The organism is Nostoc commune NIES-4072 (assembly GCF_003113895.1).
Lineage (GTDB): Bacteria > Cyanobacteriota > Cyanobacteriia > Cyanobacteriales > Nostocaceae > Nostoc > Nostoc commune.
This window is the reverse complement of sequence record NZ_BDUD01000001.1, coordinates 6,269,352-6,286,047: the sequence shown is the minus strand read 5'-3', so window position 1 is coordinate 6,286,047 and position 16,696 is coordinate 6,269,352. Positions and strand designations below refer to the sequence as shown.

The window sequence follows — 16,696 nt, the reverse complement described above, 5'->3', positions numbered from 1 at the left end:
AAGCTGAGATTATAAGTTACATATTGTTAGATTAAGTCACGGAGTCTTTTATGCGCTTGCGCTCACTCACGGTCGTTTTCATTTCCTGTCTCATCACCTTTCTATCGTGGGTGAGCATTCCCCCTGCTATAGCACTGACACAGATTAGATTGTTTGATGTTTCCTATAAAGATTGTCCACCAGAACTTGCACAAGGGGCTGTTATCAGTAGTGGTAGCGCGGCTGCTAATTGTTTTCTTGTCTTTGGCAAAGCAGAAAATGGCACTTATAAAACAGTCTACGACGCAGATATTTTTGGACGCATTTATGATGCCAACAATGACTCGGTAATGCAAAACCGCACTCGCTTAGGTTCTATTGCTGAGGTTCCACCAGGTATTAGCGATTTTGAATTGAGAATTTCTGTACCTGCGAATCAGCCTACTCCGTTAAAGCTGAAGCAGTTTAAAGCAGCCGGATTTAGCGGCCAAGTGCGTAAGTAATACCAATATTAGATTTCAGACTGACTTATCTGGCATTGTGCCCAAAATCTAACTTACCCAGATTTCCACAAAGCAATCAACTAAACAACAAGCGCAGACTTCTTATCTTCCTTTGCGCTCCTCTGCGCTTCCCTTTACGTTCCTCTGCGTTAAAAAACAATCTCCTCCCTCATCCTCTCTTCCAGCACATCCAACAACCCATCCACATCCTTCCCAACTTCTTCAAAACAAATCGGTGGCGCTGGTTCCGGTGCAAACTGAATTAACTTAATTTCCCCCTTACCAATCCCAATCATCACAACCTCCACTTCCGGCTTGTGATTCTCAACAATTCCCAAAATTTCTTGCAGCCGATTTTCAACTCTAATATTTAAATTCTCTATCTGCTCTTTCGGACAATAAACAAAATGCGGCGTTGGTTGCAAATCAATACCAACAGTACCTTGACTGTCACCATTTGCTAACCACAATCCCCAAAACAGCGCCGCCAATTCCTGCTGATTTGCTTTCACAAATTTATCCAACTGGCGACGCCACTTAGTATCACCTGATTCTGGTTGACTATTACCAAAAAACATAAATAATTCGTAATGAAGACACAAAACTTATCTCAAACCTGACTGTACACGCCAGAGACCGGAATAAATACCGTCTTTCTCTAGCAGTTGCTCATGGGTTCCCGACTCTACTAATTTTCCATGTTCCATGACATAAATGCAATCGGCATTGCGGATAGTGGAAAGACGATGAGCGATCGCAATTGTCGTTCTATCTACTGTAATCCGTTCGAGCGATCGCTGGATAGCCGCTTCTGTCTCATTATCCACTGCTGAGGTCGCTTCATCTAAAATCAGAATGGGCGGATTCTTTAAGACTGCACGAGCGATCGCAATTCGTTGTCTTTGTCCACCCGATAACTTTTGTCCTCTTTCCCCGACAATTGTCTCATAACCTTGGGGCAGATCAATAATAAATTCGTGCGCCTCGGCTATCTTCGCCGCCGTGATAATTTCTTGCTCTGTATTCTCAAAGCTACCATAAGCAATATTCTCTGCTACAGTGCCATGAAATAGAAAGACATCTTGACTCACTAAACCAATACAGCGCCGTAAATCTTGTAAATTCAAACTTTGCAAATCAATGCCATCGAGAGTAATGCTTCCCGTTTGCACTTCGTATAACCGCAACAAAAGTTTGACTAAAGTGCTTTTACCAGAACCAGTTGAACCGACAATTGCAATGGTTTTCCCCGCCGGAATATCTAAAGACAGATTTTTAATAACTGGAAATCTATCTTTATAGGCAAAATAAACATTTTTAAATTGCACTTCACCGCGCACCTCATTCACAGGTAACGATACATCACCTGTATGAATAGCGATGGGAGTATCCAACAAATTCATGACTCGATTAGTAGAAGCCATTGCTCGTTGATATTGGTCAAATGTTTCGCCTAATCTAGTTAAAGGCCACAGCAATCGCTGGATTAAAAATACTAATACGCTGTAAGTACCTACAGACATTTTTCCAGAAACTGCTGCCATCCCGCCATATAAAAGCAATGCTGTGAAACCGACTAAAATCAGCATCCGAATTAACGGGACAAAAGCAGCAGAAAGAGTAATTGCTTTAGAGTTACTCCGGCGATAAGCTTCACTATCTAATTCCAGACGATAAGCTTCATAAGCTTCGGCGGTGAAACTTTTAATAGTAGTAATTCCGCTAATATTGTTTGACAAACGCGAATTGAGGAAACCTACTTTTTCGCGCACATCGGCGTAGCGAGGTGCTAGGAGTCGTTGATAAGCAAAGGAACCCCAGAGGATAAATGGCATCGGTGACAAAGCCATCCACGCTACACTTGGAGCCAAAATGAAAAAAGCACCGCCAATAATTAGAACAGTTGCGGAAACTTGGATAATATCATTCGCTCCTCCATCCAAAAACCGCTCTAATTGGTTAATATCATCACTCAAGATAGACATTAAACCGCCAGTGCTGCGTTCTTCAAAATAAGCCAATTCCAACTCTTGCAAATGTTTGTATGCATCCAAACGCAAGTCATGCTGAATATTTTGAGCCAAATTCCGCCAAAGTCGAGCGTAGGCGTACTCAAAAACAGATTCTAGTATCCAAATGATGACGGTGAGGAAGGAAATAATCAAAAATTGTTGAAAGACATCGCGTACCCCTAACTGGGCAATTATAGAATCCTGTTGCTTGACTACCACATCCACTGCGACGCCAATTAAGCCGGGTGGTGCTAAGTCGAAAAATTTATTGAGGGTAGAATAAGTAGTCGCCAGCCAAATTTGTTTACGATACTGGTGTCCATACTCTAGCAATCGTTGTAGAGGATGCGTTGAGTGTTTACGCCTTTTTGATGCCCGATGAGATTTTAATACAGTAGCCACGGCTTTTTGCGGTTTCGTGCAACTGATATTACCACGGAAAAAAGTTTTAAGTCTTGAGTCTAAAGATGGGCAATTACCTACGGTACGCTACGCGATCGCAATTATAGTTCTATAGGATTACTATTTGATTTTTGAACGAAATTAGGTATTGTAGTGGCGTGTCTAGACTAATTTTGTGCATTAACGAACCGCAGAGGCAAAGAGTTGCCAGTGCGCCCTTGCGGGTTCCCCGACTTGTAGCAACTGGCGCAACACAGAGATATTAGAGGAAATCTATTGCATTATTTTAGCCTTGACACGCTAGTAGAGTGTGTTAGAACGGAGTTCGTAACGCACTATGAGCAAGAGTTTGATGCGTTACGCTGTCGCTAACACATCCTACAGCTATTTTCTCCAAAGCAAACCGGATTCCTATATCTGCTGTAATTTGTTCGAGCGATCGCTAGATTGCTGCCTATGTCTAATTATTTATCCACTGCTGAGATAGCTTCATCTAAAACCCAAGTGGGCAGATTCTTCAAGACTGCACACTAGAAGTTAATCAGAAATAATTTTGACTTTTTTGCAAGATGTCTATAATAAAGGAGATTTTACCCGCATATCATATCACATGTATGTATGCATCAAAAAATTGTGTATTAAGAGTCAAAACTAAATATGGCAATATCTGATATCGTCGAAGAACCACAGCTTATGCGTCTACGTCGCTGGTTTAGTGGACTGCGTGGTGATTTCACGGGAGGATTAACAGCAGCAGTGGTGGCATTGCCCTTAGCTTTAGCCTTCGCGGTAGCGAGTGGGGTAGAACCAAAGGCAGGACTTTATACCGCTATTGTGGCGGGAATTGTCGCGGCAATTTTTGGTGGTTCTCCAGTACAAATTACAGGGCCGACAGGGGCAATGGCTGTAGTTTTGGTGGGAATTGTCGCCAAATACGGACTTGAGAAAGTTTGGATTGCTGGGGTGATGGCTGGGATTATCCAAATTGCTTTAGGGGTTGCCAAACTTGGACAGCTAGTAAAGTTTATTCCCTATCCAGTGACAGCAGGCTTTACCAATGGTATTGCCGTGATTATATTTTGTGGTCAATTAAATAATTTCTTTGGTTTACATTTACCACGTAGCGAACATTTTTTGCCGGGACTTTGGCAAAGTTTAACTCATATAGAAGCTCTAAATTGGGATGCTGTTGGGTTGGCAATGGTGGTGATGGCAGTCAATATTTTATGGCCCAAAATTAATACAACAATACCCGGTTCTTTGGTAGGGTTGGTGTTGGCAACGGGGATAGCAACTTATTTTCATCTGGATGTACCGACAATTGGCAGCATTCCCCAATCTTTACCGATGCCCCAAGGTATTCCCCACTGGAATGATTTTAGTGTGATTCGAGAACTGATTAATCCGGCTTTGGCTTTGGCGGCACTGGGAAGTATTGAATCGTTACTGTCGGCGGTTGTGGCTGATGGGATGACAGTGAGCGAAAAACACAATAGCGATCGCGAATTAATTGGTCAAGGATTGGCAAATATTATTATCCCATTTTTTGGCGGCATTCCGGCAACAGGTGCGATCGCTCGGACAGCTGTCAATGTCCGTTCGGGCGGCAAAACCCGACTATCTGGAGTAATTCACGGCGTTGCCTTAGCCATTATCGTTTTAACTTTAGCACCCCTAGCAGCACAGATTCCTTTAGCCGCACTTGCTGGCATTCTGATGGTGGTTAGCCTGCGGATGGTTGAGTGGGAAGCCATTGGTTTATTGATGCGTGCTACCTACTCTGACTTTGCGGTGATGATTCTCACTTGGTTAGTGACAATCTTATTTGATTTAGTTCTCGCCGTAGAAGTAGGATTGATGGCAGCCGGAGCATTATTCATCAAACGGATGAGCGATTTAAGCTTAGTTAAAATACCTGAAACCGAAGTATTTCCCCCTGGTACTCCTCTGGAATTAGGTAAAGAAATTGCCGTTTATCGCGTAGATGGCCCCGTATTTTTTGGTGCTGCTGAAAGATTTGCTACTTTTCTCCGAGATGAACCGGAAGTAAAATATTTAATTCTTCGGTTGCGGTTTGTGCCAAATATGGACACAACTGGGTTAGTAGCTTTAGAGGATATTTACCACGACTTAAAACGGCACAATTGCCGTTTAATTCTCACAGGTTTACAACCCGAAGTCAAACAACTATTAGAACGAACCGGATTGTTAGAAACAATTGGATTATCAAATTGTTTTGAAACAACGACAGATGCGATTTGCTCTATCTCTCCTCAAATTCGAGAATGTTCTCAACCTGTAGCGGCTACTTTGAAGACAAAAGAATTGATGGAATTAAATGACTGAGAAGATTTTGCCATTAACAGAACAAAATCGACATTTGTAATCAAAACTAAAACCTAATAGTTTCAGAATTTACACACTGAAAAACTGAAATTTAGATACCCTCTAATCGCTGTTTGTAAGGAGATTAGGGGGTATATTCTCAGACAAAAAATTCCTAACTAAAGTAATTTATCCATACTCACCTAAAGATTGATGTTTATTCTATATTTTATGAGATTATGAAAACAATATGAGAAGGAATTAACGGTCAAGTAAATGACTCCCCCAGAAAACAAACCTAGCTTACCAGAAGTTCACCGTAGTATTAGAATCCCTACCAGCAGCAGCTTTTGGCGTAAGATGATGGCTTATACAGGGCCAGGGTATCTGGTTTCAGTGGGATACATTGATCCGGGAAATTGGGCAACAGACATCGCTGGAGGGTCAAAGTTTGGCTACACTTTATTAACAGTGATTCTGTTGTCGAACCTGATGGCGATATTACTCCAATCGTTATGTGTACGTTTGGGAGTTGCTACGGGGCGAGATTTAGCACAGGCTTGTCGGGACTATTTTAGCCCAAGGGTAAGCTTTTGTTTGTGGGTGCTGTGTGAAATTGCGATCGCAGCTTGTGACTTAGCAGAACTATTAGGAAGTGCGATCGCACTACAACTTTTATTTGGTATTCCCTTAGTGTGGGGTGTTTGCATCACAGCATTGGATGTTCTGGTATTGTTATTCCTACAAAATAAAGGCTTTCGCTATACAGAAACTTTGGTAATAATGCTGGTAGCAACAGTAGGCATCTGTTTTACAACAGAAATTCTGTTTTCCCGTCCTGATATGGGGGGGATTTTGCTGGGATATCTGCCTAAGAAAGAGATTTTACAGAATTCAGAAATGCTCTACATTGCTATCGGCATTTTAGGGGCAACAGTGATGCCTCACAACTTATATTTACACTCTTCAATTGTCCAAACTCGTAATTGGCAACCTAATACTAAAAAAAGATGGGAAGCAATTAAGTTTGGTACAATAGATTCAACTTTTGCTTTATCACTAGCACTGTTTATAAATTCAGCAATTTTAATTGTGTCTGCTGCAACATTTCATTTTTCTGGTAATCAAAACGTGGCAGAAATTCAAGATGCTTATAAATTACTTACACCATTGTTAGGAGTGAGTGCTGCTAGTGCTGTTTTTGGCATTGCTTTACTTGCTTCTGGGCAAAGTTCAACGCTGACTGCAACTTTGGCAGGACAAATTGTTATGGAAGGCTTTTTGCAATTTCGCTTTCCGTCTTGGTTACGCCGTTTAATAACCCGTTTGCTTGCCATTATTCCAGCGTTAATTACAATCATTATTTTTGGTGAAAATAGTACAAGCAAACTCATAGTTTTTAGTCAAGTTATCCTCAGCTTACAGTTACCATTTGCGGTGATTCCATTGGTGATGTTTACGAGTAATCGCCGTTTGATGGGTGAGTTTGTAAATCCCTTATGGTTGAAATCTTTAGCCTGGTTAGTTGCTATTATTATCGTTGGCTTAAATATTTGGTTGCTATTACAAAGTATCTTGGGATAACTAGTAGCGTAAAATGGAAGTCAAAAGTCAAGTTGCGATCGCTTGCTGTAGTATTAGCCTAAATGACTTTAAAGATCAAGAAAAATGAGCATTATCGTCTTCGGCAGCATAAATATAGATTTGGTAGCAACAGCACCCCGCTTACCAGTCGCCGGAGAAACGTTGCTAGGAGAAGAATTTTTTAAAGTTTCGGGAGGAAAAGGAGCGAATCAAGCGGTAGCATTAGCAAAATTGGGAATTCCTACGCAAATGGTGGGGCGTGTAGGTAAAGACGATTTTGGTGGGGAACTTATTAATAATTTACAAGCATCTGGTGTGCAGATTGAGAATATTGTCGTGGATGAGACTGTTAGTTCTGGAGTCGCCATCATCGCCGTGAATCATGCTGGTGAAAATCAAATTATTGTAATTCCTGGCGCAAATGGTTGTATCAATCAAGAAGATGTAGAACGATTGTCTCATTTATTACCAACAGCAACAGCATTGCTTTTACAATTAGAAATTCCGATTAATGCCGTGGTTGCAGCAGCTAAAGCCGCAAGAAAAACTAAAATAACGGTAATTCTCGACCCTGCACCCGCACAATCTAATTTGCCAGATGAATTTTACCCATTAGTGGACATTATTACACCAAATGAAGTTGAAGCAGCACAGTTAGTGGGTTTTGCTGTGGATGGAGAAGAACTTGCAGCCAAAGCAGCTGAAGTTTTATTACAACGAGGTGTGAAATGTGCGATCGTTAAACTGGGTGCTAAAGGTGTTTTTTGTGCCACTGCTGAGGAAAAGTTTTTTGTACCCGCTTTTCCAGTTCATGCAGTTGACACAGTAGCTGCTGGCGATGCTTTTAATGGCGGCTTGACTGCAGCACTTTTTGAAGGACTTTCTTTACATCAGGCAGTTGTTTGGGGTGCAGCAGCCGGTGCTTTGGCGACGACAAAACCAGGCGCACAAACTTCGTTACCAGATAGGTTTACGTTTGATGCGTTTCTTAAAGAAAGCTAAAAAGCCCTCATCTTACCTTGAGGGCTTGGCATTTGGAAGCATCCACTTCTAGCATATTGACTTTTTTAGACCAACCATACAGCAGAGTTTTTGGCATCAAACAATTATGTTTCTTCCAAAGATGGATGCTCCTAGCTTTTTTTGCTATGTTACTCCGATTTGATTTTTGAAATCCATGTAGGGTGTGTTAGCCCACGAAAGTATATACAATTCCAGTTTTTTGGAGCATTACGCTCCGTTAACACACCCTACAAGAATACTTAACTTTTTTCCAAACAATTTACGATTTCCATAGATATCAACTCAATCCCTTCTAGCTACGAGCAAGGGTAATTTGGGCAGCGTCAAAGTCTTGTAGCCGAGTCATGTTTCCACTATTCTTATCTATGCTATATACAGCATTTGGTGTCTCATACCTCTGCGCTCCAAATGCTAGGAGTTGACCTGCTCCAGAGCAAACCAAGCTTTGTAAGCCATTATTCCATGCTCTACCATTAAGTTTCAATTGTGCCAGTCGGATCGGGCTTTTTTGATTTGAGTCTAGTTGCACCAAAGTTGTATCACCATTTAATCCAACTAAAGAGGTATAGAGTTTTCCATCTGGGCACTGTGCTAGATTACTGGCTCGCTCATCGCTGGGGAATCTAACCCTACTAATAGTACTGATCTCTCCTGTTTGAACGTCAATATCTACCAATGTGATTGGTGGTGTACCGTTCTTTTTACCTACTAAACCGATGAGTCGCCCATCATTAGTCCCTAGCAAGCTCCCAAGCTGTTGATCCTGTCTAAGTCCTGAGATTATTAAAGTTTTTACAGGCGTACTCAAAAATGTAATGCGAGTAGGTGTCGCCTGTTTACTACCAATGGTAACAGGAGTAGCAGCTACAACAAGTGTGCCATCGCTTAAAGAAGTAAAGCCACTCAATGTCTCATTAGTCTCTACTAAAGGTGTAACCTGATTGGAAGCCTGGTTGGGAGCCTGATTGAGAACTACGCCATTGGTTAAAGAACCGAGGCTACTCAATATATCATCTACCTTTCCTAAAGCTGTACCGATCTGGGCAATTGTGCCATCGCTTAAAACAGCGAAGCTAGTCAATGTCTCATTAGACTGTACTAAAGCTGTACCGCGCTCGGCAAGTATTTGAGTAACTACTGGACTTAGAAGCTGAACCCTTCCTGTATTTAAGGATTGCAAAATAAAAGATTCTAAAACAAGTCCTAGCCCTACAGGCTTAATATTTGTCGGTATAACGTTTGCGGTAATGCTATTTAATTCAGTGGTATCTACCTCTGGACTAACAGTTTGGTCATTAGTAATGATAGAGCCAGAACCTATACCTACAATTTTGAAACTTGGTGTTTGCGCCAAAGTTTTACTGCTTAGATAACTAAGCCCAGACACTATAGTTCCACCAAGTACCAACTGGCCAAACTGCCGACGTGATAGCTTGAAGCTCATATTTCCACTCCTAGAATTAATGACTTTTATTAAGTAGCAATGTATCGAACGTAGACAAGTAAAATTATGATATTCGCGTCCAGGTTGCTACTGAAGGTGTTCCATTGTTGTCACTAATAAAAAGCATGTACCAGCCTGGTACTGCTATGTTTCGATTGGTTGCTAGCGTGACATTGAGAGAAGTAGAGTTCCTAAAATTAATCCGCACATCCACTAACCTTTGTTCTGTATCGCAGGAATGAGTGGTTGCCATTGGTTTAATCAGACTAACCCATTTAATATTCCCAGCTTGGGGTGTTTGAATTGTAAATTGCTGTCCGTAGGTCAATACGTCAGGAGCGCTCTGAATAATTGGGCGCGATCGCGACATATACGCAGGACTGTAAATTTCTAATCGCAGTTCATTGATCCTCCGGTCAGGGTTACCTCCTGCTGTAACTACCCTACCATCTGGTAAAAGTAAGGCCACTGAGTGATATACACGGGGGACATTTTGTTTAGCTACTACTGTCCAGGTATCTGTAGCTGGATCGTAGATTTCTGCTGGTAGCATTGATTGCTTTGTGTCTTCATCCATTTTGCTACCATTGCAAACAAACACTGTGCGATCGGGCAACAAAACTGCACTCAGATGCATCCGAGCATAGTTTAGAGGCTTTGCTGCTACATAAGTTGGGTTAGTAGCTTTTAAATCTACAATATTGACCCTGTTTGTTGCCGTACCAGCCCTACCACCACCGATAATCATCACTTTTTGGTCTTGTGCAGGTGGTAAAAGCACACTAGTAGCTTGATTTCCGAAGGCTGGGTCTTGCAGCCCTGGCACCACTTGTTCTGTAATTGATTCTGTAAATGTCTCTGGCAGGGTTAGTATAGTTGGCGCTACTCCATTGTTACCGCCCATCTGGGCACCTGAATAAAAAAGCTTTCCACTATCGAGTAGAAACAGATTTGCGTATGCCGGATAGGGACGAGTTATTGGAAAAGCATTCCAACCATTTGAAAAGAAATATGAATAAATTTCTGGTTGTCTGTTGAGCTTGCCATCTTTATCCGGCCCAGATATTGCAAAGACCCGACCGCTACCTAGTGTTACCAAAGTAGGATACCAACGCCCATTATTCATTGGTAGTATCTTGAACCATTTCTCGCCAATAGGATCAAATATCAGAGCAGAGGGTGAACCATAAAATGGGTCATAGCGCAAAGTTCCACCCGCCACTAATAACCCACCATCAGGACGGAAGGACTGACCGGCGCAAAAAATATCAATAGGCTGATTATTACTATCTAATGGAGCCTTTTGACGGGTAAAGGTTCCTTCGTTCACATTCCAAACCACGCTGTCATAGGGAGTATTTAATTGACTGGGATCATTACCTGAACCGCAGAAAAAGAATACTTTACCAGTACGAAGTAAAGCGGCATGTATAGGCAGGATCGGGGCACTATACGGCAATACTTCCCATTTATCTGTGGTACTAGCCTGAGCGATGAAAGTCCCTAAATCCGTTTCCTCTAGAAGGTTAGGGTTGTTATGAGATTGAGTCACTTTATTTACAATTATTCCTACGTAGGTTTGATGTTTTTGTTCTTTGTTTCAGTAGCTTATTCTTAAAATTATATCTATACTTTGTGGACTTCTCTAATGTTAAGATGTGATGTTTTTTATAACAAGATTAGATAAATACCGATTTTTTATTAGTAATTACGCTGTCAATTTTAGCTGTCATTGAGTATCTAATTAAGCCTTGCACTGTGTTTTTTCGGAAATAATGAATCACGCTTTTAAATTTGACGTGGATATCCTTCAGGGCTTGGCATTGAGCATCATTGACTAAAAAATTGTGTTTTTGACCTTTGATTTGTAACTAGTTTTGCATGCTCAAGTGTCGCACATTTAATTTGCCCAACTAGGACGCGCAAAATGCCTACCCCACAGGAGATTGGTTTATTGAAGGACGCCAATTAAAATATTTTTAGGTTATTTTGTATTAAAAGAAAAATGATTAGCTAAAATGCAAGTTACAAGTATAATACAACACTTAATACATAGTTAATAGAATTAAGAGGATCACAACCGATCGCTATGAGGTGTGATACATTTCCTGCAAAACGCTACGCGTAGCTTGCTTCCCCTTAGGGGTACAGTGGGCTTTGCCTACGCAAATTTGAGACAATTAGCTGAGAGATTTTAGCCATGAGCATGATACAAAGTACAATCAAAGCGTAGTAAAGTAAAGTAGTAAAGCTCAGAGTGGGTTGTAAAAATCGAAACCTACTTAGTAGAAACAGTGGTAACGTCAATCGCTCTTAAAGCAAGATTGTCGCCATGAGCAACTCAACTTCAATGAATGACGAGAAAAATCTTTCCAAGAAAAAGGGCAGGACACTACCTCCCAAGCTGATCATCTGGCTGGGGAAGTTTGTCTGGACGACTATGTGGCGGATCATGATGTCAAAGCTGGCTCCTAGCAATCAGTCGGGAGCTTATATTCGTCCTAATAGCCAGTTTCGGAAGTTCATTGGCACAGAAGAAGGAAATCTCCACCCACCAGCAGCTGGGCGCTACAAACTCTATGTTGGGCTGGGGTGTCCTTGGGCGCACCGAACCCTAGTTGTGCGATCGCTCAAAAAACTCGAAGCGGTAATATCAGTATGTATCGTCTCTCCTTCTCCCATTGAAGGCGGTTGGATATTCAACGAGGAAGAAGAAGGTTGTCGCACACTGGCTGAATTTTATCAGTTGGCAGAACCTGGTTACAGTGGACGCTCTACAGTTCCAATACTATGGGATAACCAAACAAAAACCATCGTCAATAATGAGAGTTCAGAGATTATCGTCATGCTAAACTCTGAGTTTAACGAGTTCGCCAACAATCCCACGCTGGATCTTTATCCAGAAACACTCAAAGAAAAGATTGACTGGTGGAATGAAAAGATTTATCACGCCGTAAATAACGGTGTGTATCGCTGCGGCTTTGCCCAAAGCCAAGAAGCATACAGTCAAGCTTGTAATGAACTGTTCGCAACTCTTGATGAAATTGACATTGCATTACAAACTAGTCGATATCTGTGTGGGGATAATCTCACCCTAGCAGATGTCCGTTTATTCACAACGTTATTTCGGTTTGATAGTGCCTACTATGGGTTGTTTAAGTGCAATAGGCAGCGAATTCGAGACTATCAGAACTTGGGAGCTTATTTACGTGATTTATATCAGCTTCCAGGTGTAGCTGACACCTGCGATGTAGAAAGTGTGAAGCGGGACTACTACGGGAACTTATTCCCACTCAATCCGGGCGGGATAATTCCCGATGGGCCTGATATGGCTTATCTTTATCAACCATCTGGGCGCGATCGCATTGGTAAAGTGAATGCTTCATAAGGTAGATTGAGAACTAATACCTCGATAGCTGCATTCTGGAGTTGATGAATTGTGAACCAGATTAATCGAGTTGCAATTGTCGGTGGAACTCATGGCAATGAGTTTACAGGAGCCTACCTGATCCAGAAATTTTCCCAGTTTCCCAACTTGATTACTAGACAAAGTTTTGAGACAGTGACTCTGTTAGCAAATCCTAATGCTTTTGCGGCGGGGAGGCGATATGTAGAAAAAGATTTAAATCGTTGTTTTCTCAAGCAAGATTTACAAGATCCGACTCTGAGCAGTTACGAAGAATTGCAAGCTAAATCAATCCAGCAGACTCTAGCATCAAACAAAGATAAGCAAGCAGATTTTATCTTAGACTTACACAGCAGTACAGCTAATATGGGTTTGACAATTATTTTGGTAAACAGTCATCCCTTAAACTTGAAATTGGCTGCTTATCTGAGCCAGATTAATCCTTTAGTTAGGGTTTATCGCTGCTCTTTTAAATCAATTGAAGAAAACCCATTTGTAAATTCTCTGTGCGAATTAGGCTTTGCGATCGAGGTTGGCCCTATTGCCCAAGGACTCTTAAAAGCGACGCTATTTCAACAAACAGAAGAACTTGTTTATGCGATTCTAGACTATCTAGAACGGTTTAACCAGGGGGAAATTCCATCAGCTAACGAAACGTTGATTCTATATGACCATTTATCAGTTGTGGATTATCCAAAACAACAGGATGACACAATCTTTGGGATGATTCACCCAGAGCTTCAAGATAAGGATTATCAAGCCTTAAACCCAGGAGACCCAATTTTTATAACCTTTGATAATAAAATAATTATTTATGAGGGAGCATCTACCGTTTGGCCGATTTTTATTAATGAGGCAGCTTATTACGAAAAGAGAATTGCAATGTGTTTTACCCAGAGGCAGCAAATCAATATCTAGATGTGTAGAGGATTTTTTGGGCGTAGTTTACCACGGTAGGCATCGCTTTTTATTGCAATTAATGATAAAAGAGCATCCAAATCATCAATTATTTATATATATAAAGCATTGCTAAAACTTACTTATACGTTTAATATTTCTTGGTTATGATATATTGATGACCAGCAATTATTATATATCAGGGTAAAAAGTTGTCCGAAAGGCTGATCAAGTCGAGATTAAAGGAGCGCTGAGTCGAGGTACAAAACTTGATCAATAAAACCCAAATCTAACATTATATTTACGCTTAAAAATAATGAATATCAAGCGGCAAGGAAACAAACCAATAGCCAGTCTTTCTTTAGACTTGGATAATGTTTGGTCTTTTCTAAAAAATCAGGGCGCTCCGGGTTGGGAGACTTTTCCCTCTTACTTGGATATTGCAGTCCCTCGTTTCTTAGATATTTTTCAGCAATGGGATTTGACAATCACAGTCTTCATTGTCGGTCAAGATGCAGCACTGGAAAAAAACACTAAGGCATTACAAGCGATCGCCACTGCCGGTCACGAAATAGGCAATCATTCATTTTACCACGATCCTTGGCTACATCTCTATTCAGAGGATGAGATTGAACAAGAGGTGGCCTTAGCTGAACAACATATCAAACGCGTCACTCATCAACATCCTATTGGCTTCCGGGGACCTGGATACAGTTTCTCTCCTGCGGTATTGAAAGTCTTAGCAAGACGGGGATATGAGTATGATGCTTCGACTTTTCCCACATTTTTGGGGCCTATCGCGCGAGCATATTATTTAATGACTTGTAAACTAAGCAAAGAAGAACGCAAGAAACGAGAAGCCCTTTTTGGTGGTTTCAAAGAGGGTTTACAGCCTCTAAAACCTTACCAGTGGAAGATGGGTAAGGATAGACTCACAGAAATTCCTGTTACCACCATGCCAATTTTTAAAGTACCAATTCACTTTAGTTACATAATGTATCTAAGTACATTTTCTTCGGAAGTGGCGTTACTCTACCTGCGAATTGCCCTGTGGCTGTGTAAACTGACGCGTGTACAGCCTTCTTTGCTCTTCCATCCTACAGACTTTGTAAGTCAAGAGGATGTGCCAGAGCTATCATTCTTCCCTGGAATGAGCCTTCCCACTTATAAAAAACTGGCAATAGTCAACAAAAGTTTGGAACTTATATCCAGTCAGTTTAATGTTTTGACTGTTGGAGAACACGCCAAATCTGTAGCAGGTGCCCGTCAGTTGCCTGTATTAGTACCTCAAAAAAGGTAAAAATATGAGCTATGCGATTGATAAGTGTAATTTGTATCCTTAATTACAAATAGAATTAACTTTAATCTGTTTTTGAAAAGGAGAAATAGTGTTGGCAAAAAGATAAATTTATTTTTATAATAGTTCCCTATTCCAATGTATTTATTAAAAACTTCTGGTGATATCCCTTCCCCAGAGGTTATTTTTTATTCGATTTCTAATCAGATTTTTTAATCGTTATGTAAGTTTTGATAGGAGCAAATTATCTTGAAACCAGCTGACATTTGCTAGCAAGTATGTGTAAAGTAATTGAGAGTGAATCACTATCTCTAATTTTTGACACATCTATCTATGGTTAGAAAAACGCAACGTCTTTTGCTGCTAGTTGTTTGCTGTAGTATAACTGGTGTAATTTTAGGAGGTACTGCTGCTTGGGCAGAAAGCAGCCTCTGCTTGGAAGACAGTAAGCTTACAAGTGAGTGTCTAACCCAAGATCCGATCCAAAAAACTATCCAAGGAATGAGTACTGGATTATTAGCTGGGGCTGGGGCCGCTTGCGGTGCAGCATGGCAGTTACGGCATGAAGATTGAGTGTAAACTACCACTAGCCCGGAGTTCCGGGTTAGACCCAACTTCTGTACTAAAATCCTGATTTATGTAGGTTTGGAAGAATATCGGTCTATTAATACACGAGCAAATTTCTGGTGTTGTTCAGCTAGACGTTGAGGATAGATGAACTGAGCATTTTCCATGAAGCGGTACACGCAGCGACAAAACTCCTCTAGCGATCGCTCAGGAAGTTTAACAATATAATCTATGTAAGTAGGTTTGCTATGTGTCTTATTCATAAGTCTGGGTTAATCGCCTGGATTAGTGAACGAAATAATCAGCTTTTTGGTCACTTACGTTGTTTTATTGACAAAAGCTAGTCATCTCAAAATTTTTAACCTTCTGCTGGTTTCTGTGTAACTGAGGCAGTTGAATTTAGACTTGAAGTGATGGGACTGGAGGAAAGACTGGTGACGAAAGCAATTGGTCTAGAGCAAATTATTGCCCAAAAGGTTCTTACCTTATCAAAGGAACAACAGCAGCAAGTACTTGACTTTATAGAATTTCTGCAATTGAAATCACTAACAGTGGAGTTTAAACACCATGATGGCACGCCAATGTCTGCTTTAGAAGCAGCAGGAGACTTGGTTGGCTGCGTGGATTCTGGGCCTGGGGATCTCTCGACAAACAAGGAGTACCTTAAAAGACCATTAACAGAATGAAGCAAGCGGTACTGCTAGATACAGGGCCATTAGTAGCTTTAGTCAACCGGAGAGAGCAGTTTCATAAATGGGTGACAAATCAGTTTGGACAGATTGAACCACCTTTGTTAACTTGTGAAGCGGTAGTTACAGAGGCTTGTTTTCTCTTACAGAATGTTTATGGAGGAGAAGCAGCAGTAATTTCTTTTGTACAAAAGGGAATTATTCATCTCCCGTTGAGCTTGAGTGAAGAAGCTGGGGCGGTTTATGAGTTGATGCTGCGTTATCAGTCTGTACCGATGTCGTTAGCGGATGCCTGTTTGGTGAGGATGGCAGAACTATATCCTACTCGTGAATTGCTCACATTTGATAGTGATTTTAGGATTTATAGGAAGAATCGGAATCAATTAATTTCTGTGATTATGCCAGAAGAACTGTGAGCCTACAAATTTCAATCCCTAATAGGGATTTTGGTTAATCGCAAGGCATTGTTGGGATTAAAGCTTGCTGTAGAAGGATTCTAGTAGGGTTTTTAATTAAAAGTGATCGCACCTAAACTAGTTTTGGTGGCGTGGTGACTGTGGCTTGGCAT

15 protein-coding genes and 1 pseudogene are annotated in these 16,696 nt (G+C 41.1%); 11 read left to right on the top strand and 5 right to left on the bottom strand.

Going from position 1 to position 16,696, the window contains the following annotated elements:
• Positions 1 to 50 precede the first annotated feature (50 nt).
• Together CDC33_RS27960 and CDC33_RS42005 are read left to right on the top strand one after the other, a co-directional pair.
• On the top strand, positions 51 to 482 hold the full coding sequence (locus tag CDC33_RS27960; protein ID WP_109011700.1) for a biotin carboxylase: 432 nt from the start codon (positions 51 to 53) through the stop codon (positions 480 to 482).
• Between the two features lie 24 nt (positions 483 to 506).
• Positions 507 to 566 (top strand): annotated as a pseudogene (locus CDC33_RS42005) (hypothetical protein); the annotation flags it as partial.
• A 65-nt stretch (positions 567 to 631) separates the two neighbouring features.
• Here the strand turns inward: CDC33_RS42005 and ccmS are convergent.
• A complete protein-coding gene (gene ccmS, locus CDC33_RS27955; RefSeq protein WP_109011699.1) occupies positions 632 to 1,060 on the bottom strand; it encodes a beta-carboxysome assembly chaperone CcmS in 429 nt (142 codons plus the stop codon).
• Positions 1,061 to 1,087: 27 nt separating this feature from the next.
• Positions 1,088 to 2,896 (bottom strand): ABC transporter ATP-binding protein, encoded by a 1,809-nt coding sequence (locus CDC33_RS27950; protein WP_109011698.1) that lies wholly within the window; start codon positions 2,894 to 2,896, stop codon positions 1,088 to 1,090.
• A gap of 657 nt (positions 2,897 to 3,553) precedes the next feature.
• Here CDC33_RS27950 and CDC33_RS27945 point away from each other — a divergent pair.
• The 3 genes from CDC33_RS27945 (at position 3,554) to rbsK (ending at position 7,807) form a co-directional block, all read left to right on the top strand.
• Positions 3,554 to 5,242 carry a SulP family inorganic anion transporter gene (locus CDC33_RS27945; RefSeq protein ID WP_109011697.1) on the top strand — a complete coding sequence of 563 codons (1,689 nt, stop codon included), beginning with the start codon at positions 3,554 to 3,556 and terminating at the stop codon, positions 5,240 to 5,242.
• A gap of 255 nt (positions 5,243 to 5,497) precedes the next feature.
• Positions 5,498 to 6,805, top strand: a complete 1,308-nt coding sequence (locus CDC33_RS27940) for an Nramp family divalent metal transporter (RefSeq protein ID WP_109011696.1) — start codon at positions 5,498 to 5,500, stop codon at positions 6,803 to 6,805.
• A gap of 84 nt (positions 6,806 to 6,889) precedes the next feature.
• Positions 6,890 to 7,807 (top strand): ribokinase, encoded by a 918-nt coding sequence (gene rbsK / locus CDC33_RS27935; protein ID WP_109011695.1) that lies wholly within the window; start codon positions 6,890 to 6,892, stop codon positions 7,805 to 7,807.
• A gap of 313 nt (positions 7,808 to 8,120) precedes the next feature.
• Here the strand turns inward: rbsK and CDC33_RS27930 are convergent, their stop codons facing one another.
• The gene (locus CDC33_RS27930) at positions 8,121 to 9,272 is read right to left on the bottom strand and encodes a hypothetical protein (protein ID WP_109011694.1); all 1,152 of its coding nucleotides are present in this window, start codon (positions 9,270 to 9,272) and stop codon (positions 8,121 to 8,123) included.
• 64 nt (positions 9,273 to 9,336) lie between these two features.
• Positions 9,337 to 10,824, bottom strand: coding sequence for a galactose oxidase early set domain-containing protein (locus tag CDC33_RS27925; RefSeq protein WP_109011693.1), 1,488 nt, complete (start codon positions 10,822 to 10,824; stop codon positions 9,337 to 9,339).
• Between the two features lie 780 nt (positions 10,825 to 11,604).
• Here CDC33_RS27925 and CDC33_RS27920 point away from each other — a divergent pair.
• The 4 genes from CDC33_RS27920 to CDC33_RS27905 all read left to right on the top strand — a co-directional run bounded on the left by CDC33_RS27920 (position 11,605) and on the right by CDC33_RS27905 (position 15,445).
• On the top strand, positions 11,605 to 12,660 hold the full coding sequence (locus CDC33_RS27920; protein ID WP_219930069.1) for a glutathione S-transferase family protein: 1,056 nt from the start codon (positions 11,605 to 11,607) through the stop codon (positions 12,658 to 12,660).
• A gap of 51 nt (positions 12,661 to 12,711) precedes the next feature.
• Positions 12,712 to 13,596: an aspartoacylase gene (locus CDC33_RS27915; protein WP_109011691.1), complete on the top strand. Its 885-nt coding sequence runs from the start codon at positions 12,712 to 12,714 to the stop codon at positions 13,594 to 13,596.
• 295 nt (positions 13,597 to 13,891) lie between these two features.
• The gene (locus CDC33_RS27910; protein ID WP_109011690.1) at positions 13,892 to 14,875 is read left to right on the top strand and encodes a polysaccharide deacetylase family protein; all 984 of its coding nucleotides are present in this window, start codon (positions 13,892 to 13,894) and stop codon (positions 14,873 to 14,875) included.
• Positions 14,876 to 15,205: 330 nt separating this feature from the next.
• Entirely contained in the window at positions 15,206 to 15,445 is a 240-nt protein-coding gene (locus CDC33_RS27905; protein WP_109011689.1) for a hypothetical protein, read from the top strand.
• Positions 15,446 to 15,507: 62 nt separating this feature from the next.
• On the opposite strand, the gene CDC33_RS37960 is transcribed toward CDC33_RS27905, so the two are convergent.
• Positions 15,508 to 15,702: a hypothetical protein gene (locus CDC33_RS37960; RefSeq protein WP_146195865.1), complete on the bottom strand. Its 195-nt coding sequence runs from the start codon at positions 15,700 to 15,702 to the stop codon at positions 15,508 to 15,510.
• A gap of 171 nt (positions 15,703 to 15,873) precedes the next feature.
• On the opposite strand from CDC33_RS37960, the gene CDC33_RS27900 reads away from it, so the two are divergent.
• Together CDC33_RS27900 and CDC33_RS27895 are read left to right on the top strand one after the other, a co-directional pair.
• Complete coding sequence (locus CDC33_RS27900; protein ID WP_244919368.1) at positions 15,874 to 16,125, top strand: DUF2281 domain-containing protein; 252 nt, start codon at positions 15,874 to 15,876, stop codon at positions 16,123 to 16,125.
• Entirely contained in the window at positions 16,122 to 16,544 is a 423-nt protein-coding gene (locus tag CDC33_RS27895; protein ID WP_109011687.1) for a type II toxin-antitoxin system VapC family toxin, read from the top strand. The genes CDC33_RS27900 and CDC33_RS27895 overlap by 4 nt, the downstream gene beginning before the upstream one ends.
• Positions 16,545 to 16,696 lie beyond the last annotated feature (152 nt).

Coding starts and splice junctions, on each gene's coding strand:
- ccmS (WP_109011699.1), bottom strand. CDS start 1,060: ATGTTTTTTGGTAATAGTCAACCAGAATCAGGTGATACTAAGTGGCGT.
- CDC33_RS27945 (WP_109011697.1), top strand. CDS start 3,554: ATGGCAATATCTGATATCGTCGAAGAACCACAGCTTATGCGTCTACGT.
- CDC33_RS27910 (WP_109011690.1), top strand. CDS start 13,892: ATGAATATCAAGCGGCAAGGAAACAAACCAATAGCCAGTCTTTCTTTA.
- rbsK (WP_109011695.1), top strand. CDS start 6,890: ATGAGCATTATCGTCTTCGGCAGCATAAATATAGATTTGGTAGCAACA.
- CDC33_RS27905 (WP_109011689.1), top strand. CDS start 15,206: ATGGTTAGAAAAACGCAACGTCTTTTGCTGCTAGTTGTTTGCTGTAGT.
- CDC33_RS27920 (WP_219930069.1), top strand. CDS start 11,605: ATGAGCAACTCAACTTCAATGAATGACGAGAAAAATCTTTCCAAGAAA.
- CDC33_RS27930 (WP_109011694.1), bottom strand. CDS start 9,272: ATGAGCTTCAAGCTATCACGTCGGCAGTTTGGCCAGTTGGTACTTGGT.
- CDC33_RS27940 (WP_109011696.1), top strand. CDS start 5,498: ATGACTCCCCCAGAAAACAAACCTAGCTTACCAGAAGTTCACCGTAGT.
- CDC33_RS27895 (WP_109011687.1), top strand. CDS start 16,122: ATGAAGCAAGCGGTACTGCTAGATACAGGGCCATTAGTAGCTTTAGTC.
- CDC33_RS37960 (WP_146195865.1), bottom strand. CDS start 15,702: ATGAATAAGACACATAGCAAACCTACTTACATAGATTATATTGTTAAA.
- CDC33_RS27960 (WP_109011700.1), top strand. CDS start 51: ATGCGCTTGCGCTCACTCACGGTCGTTTTCATTTCCTGTCTCATCACC.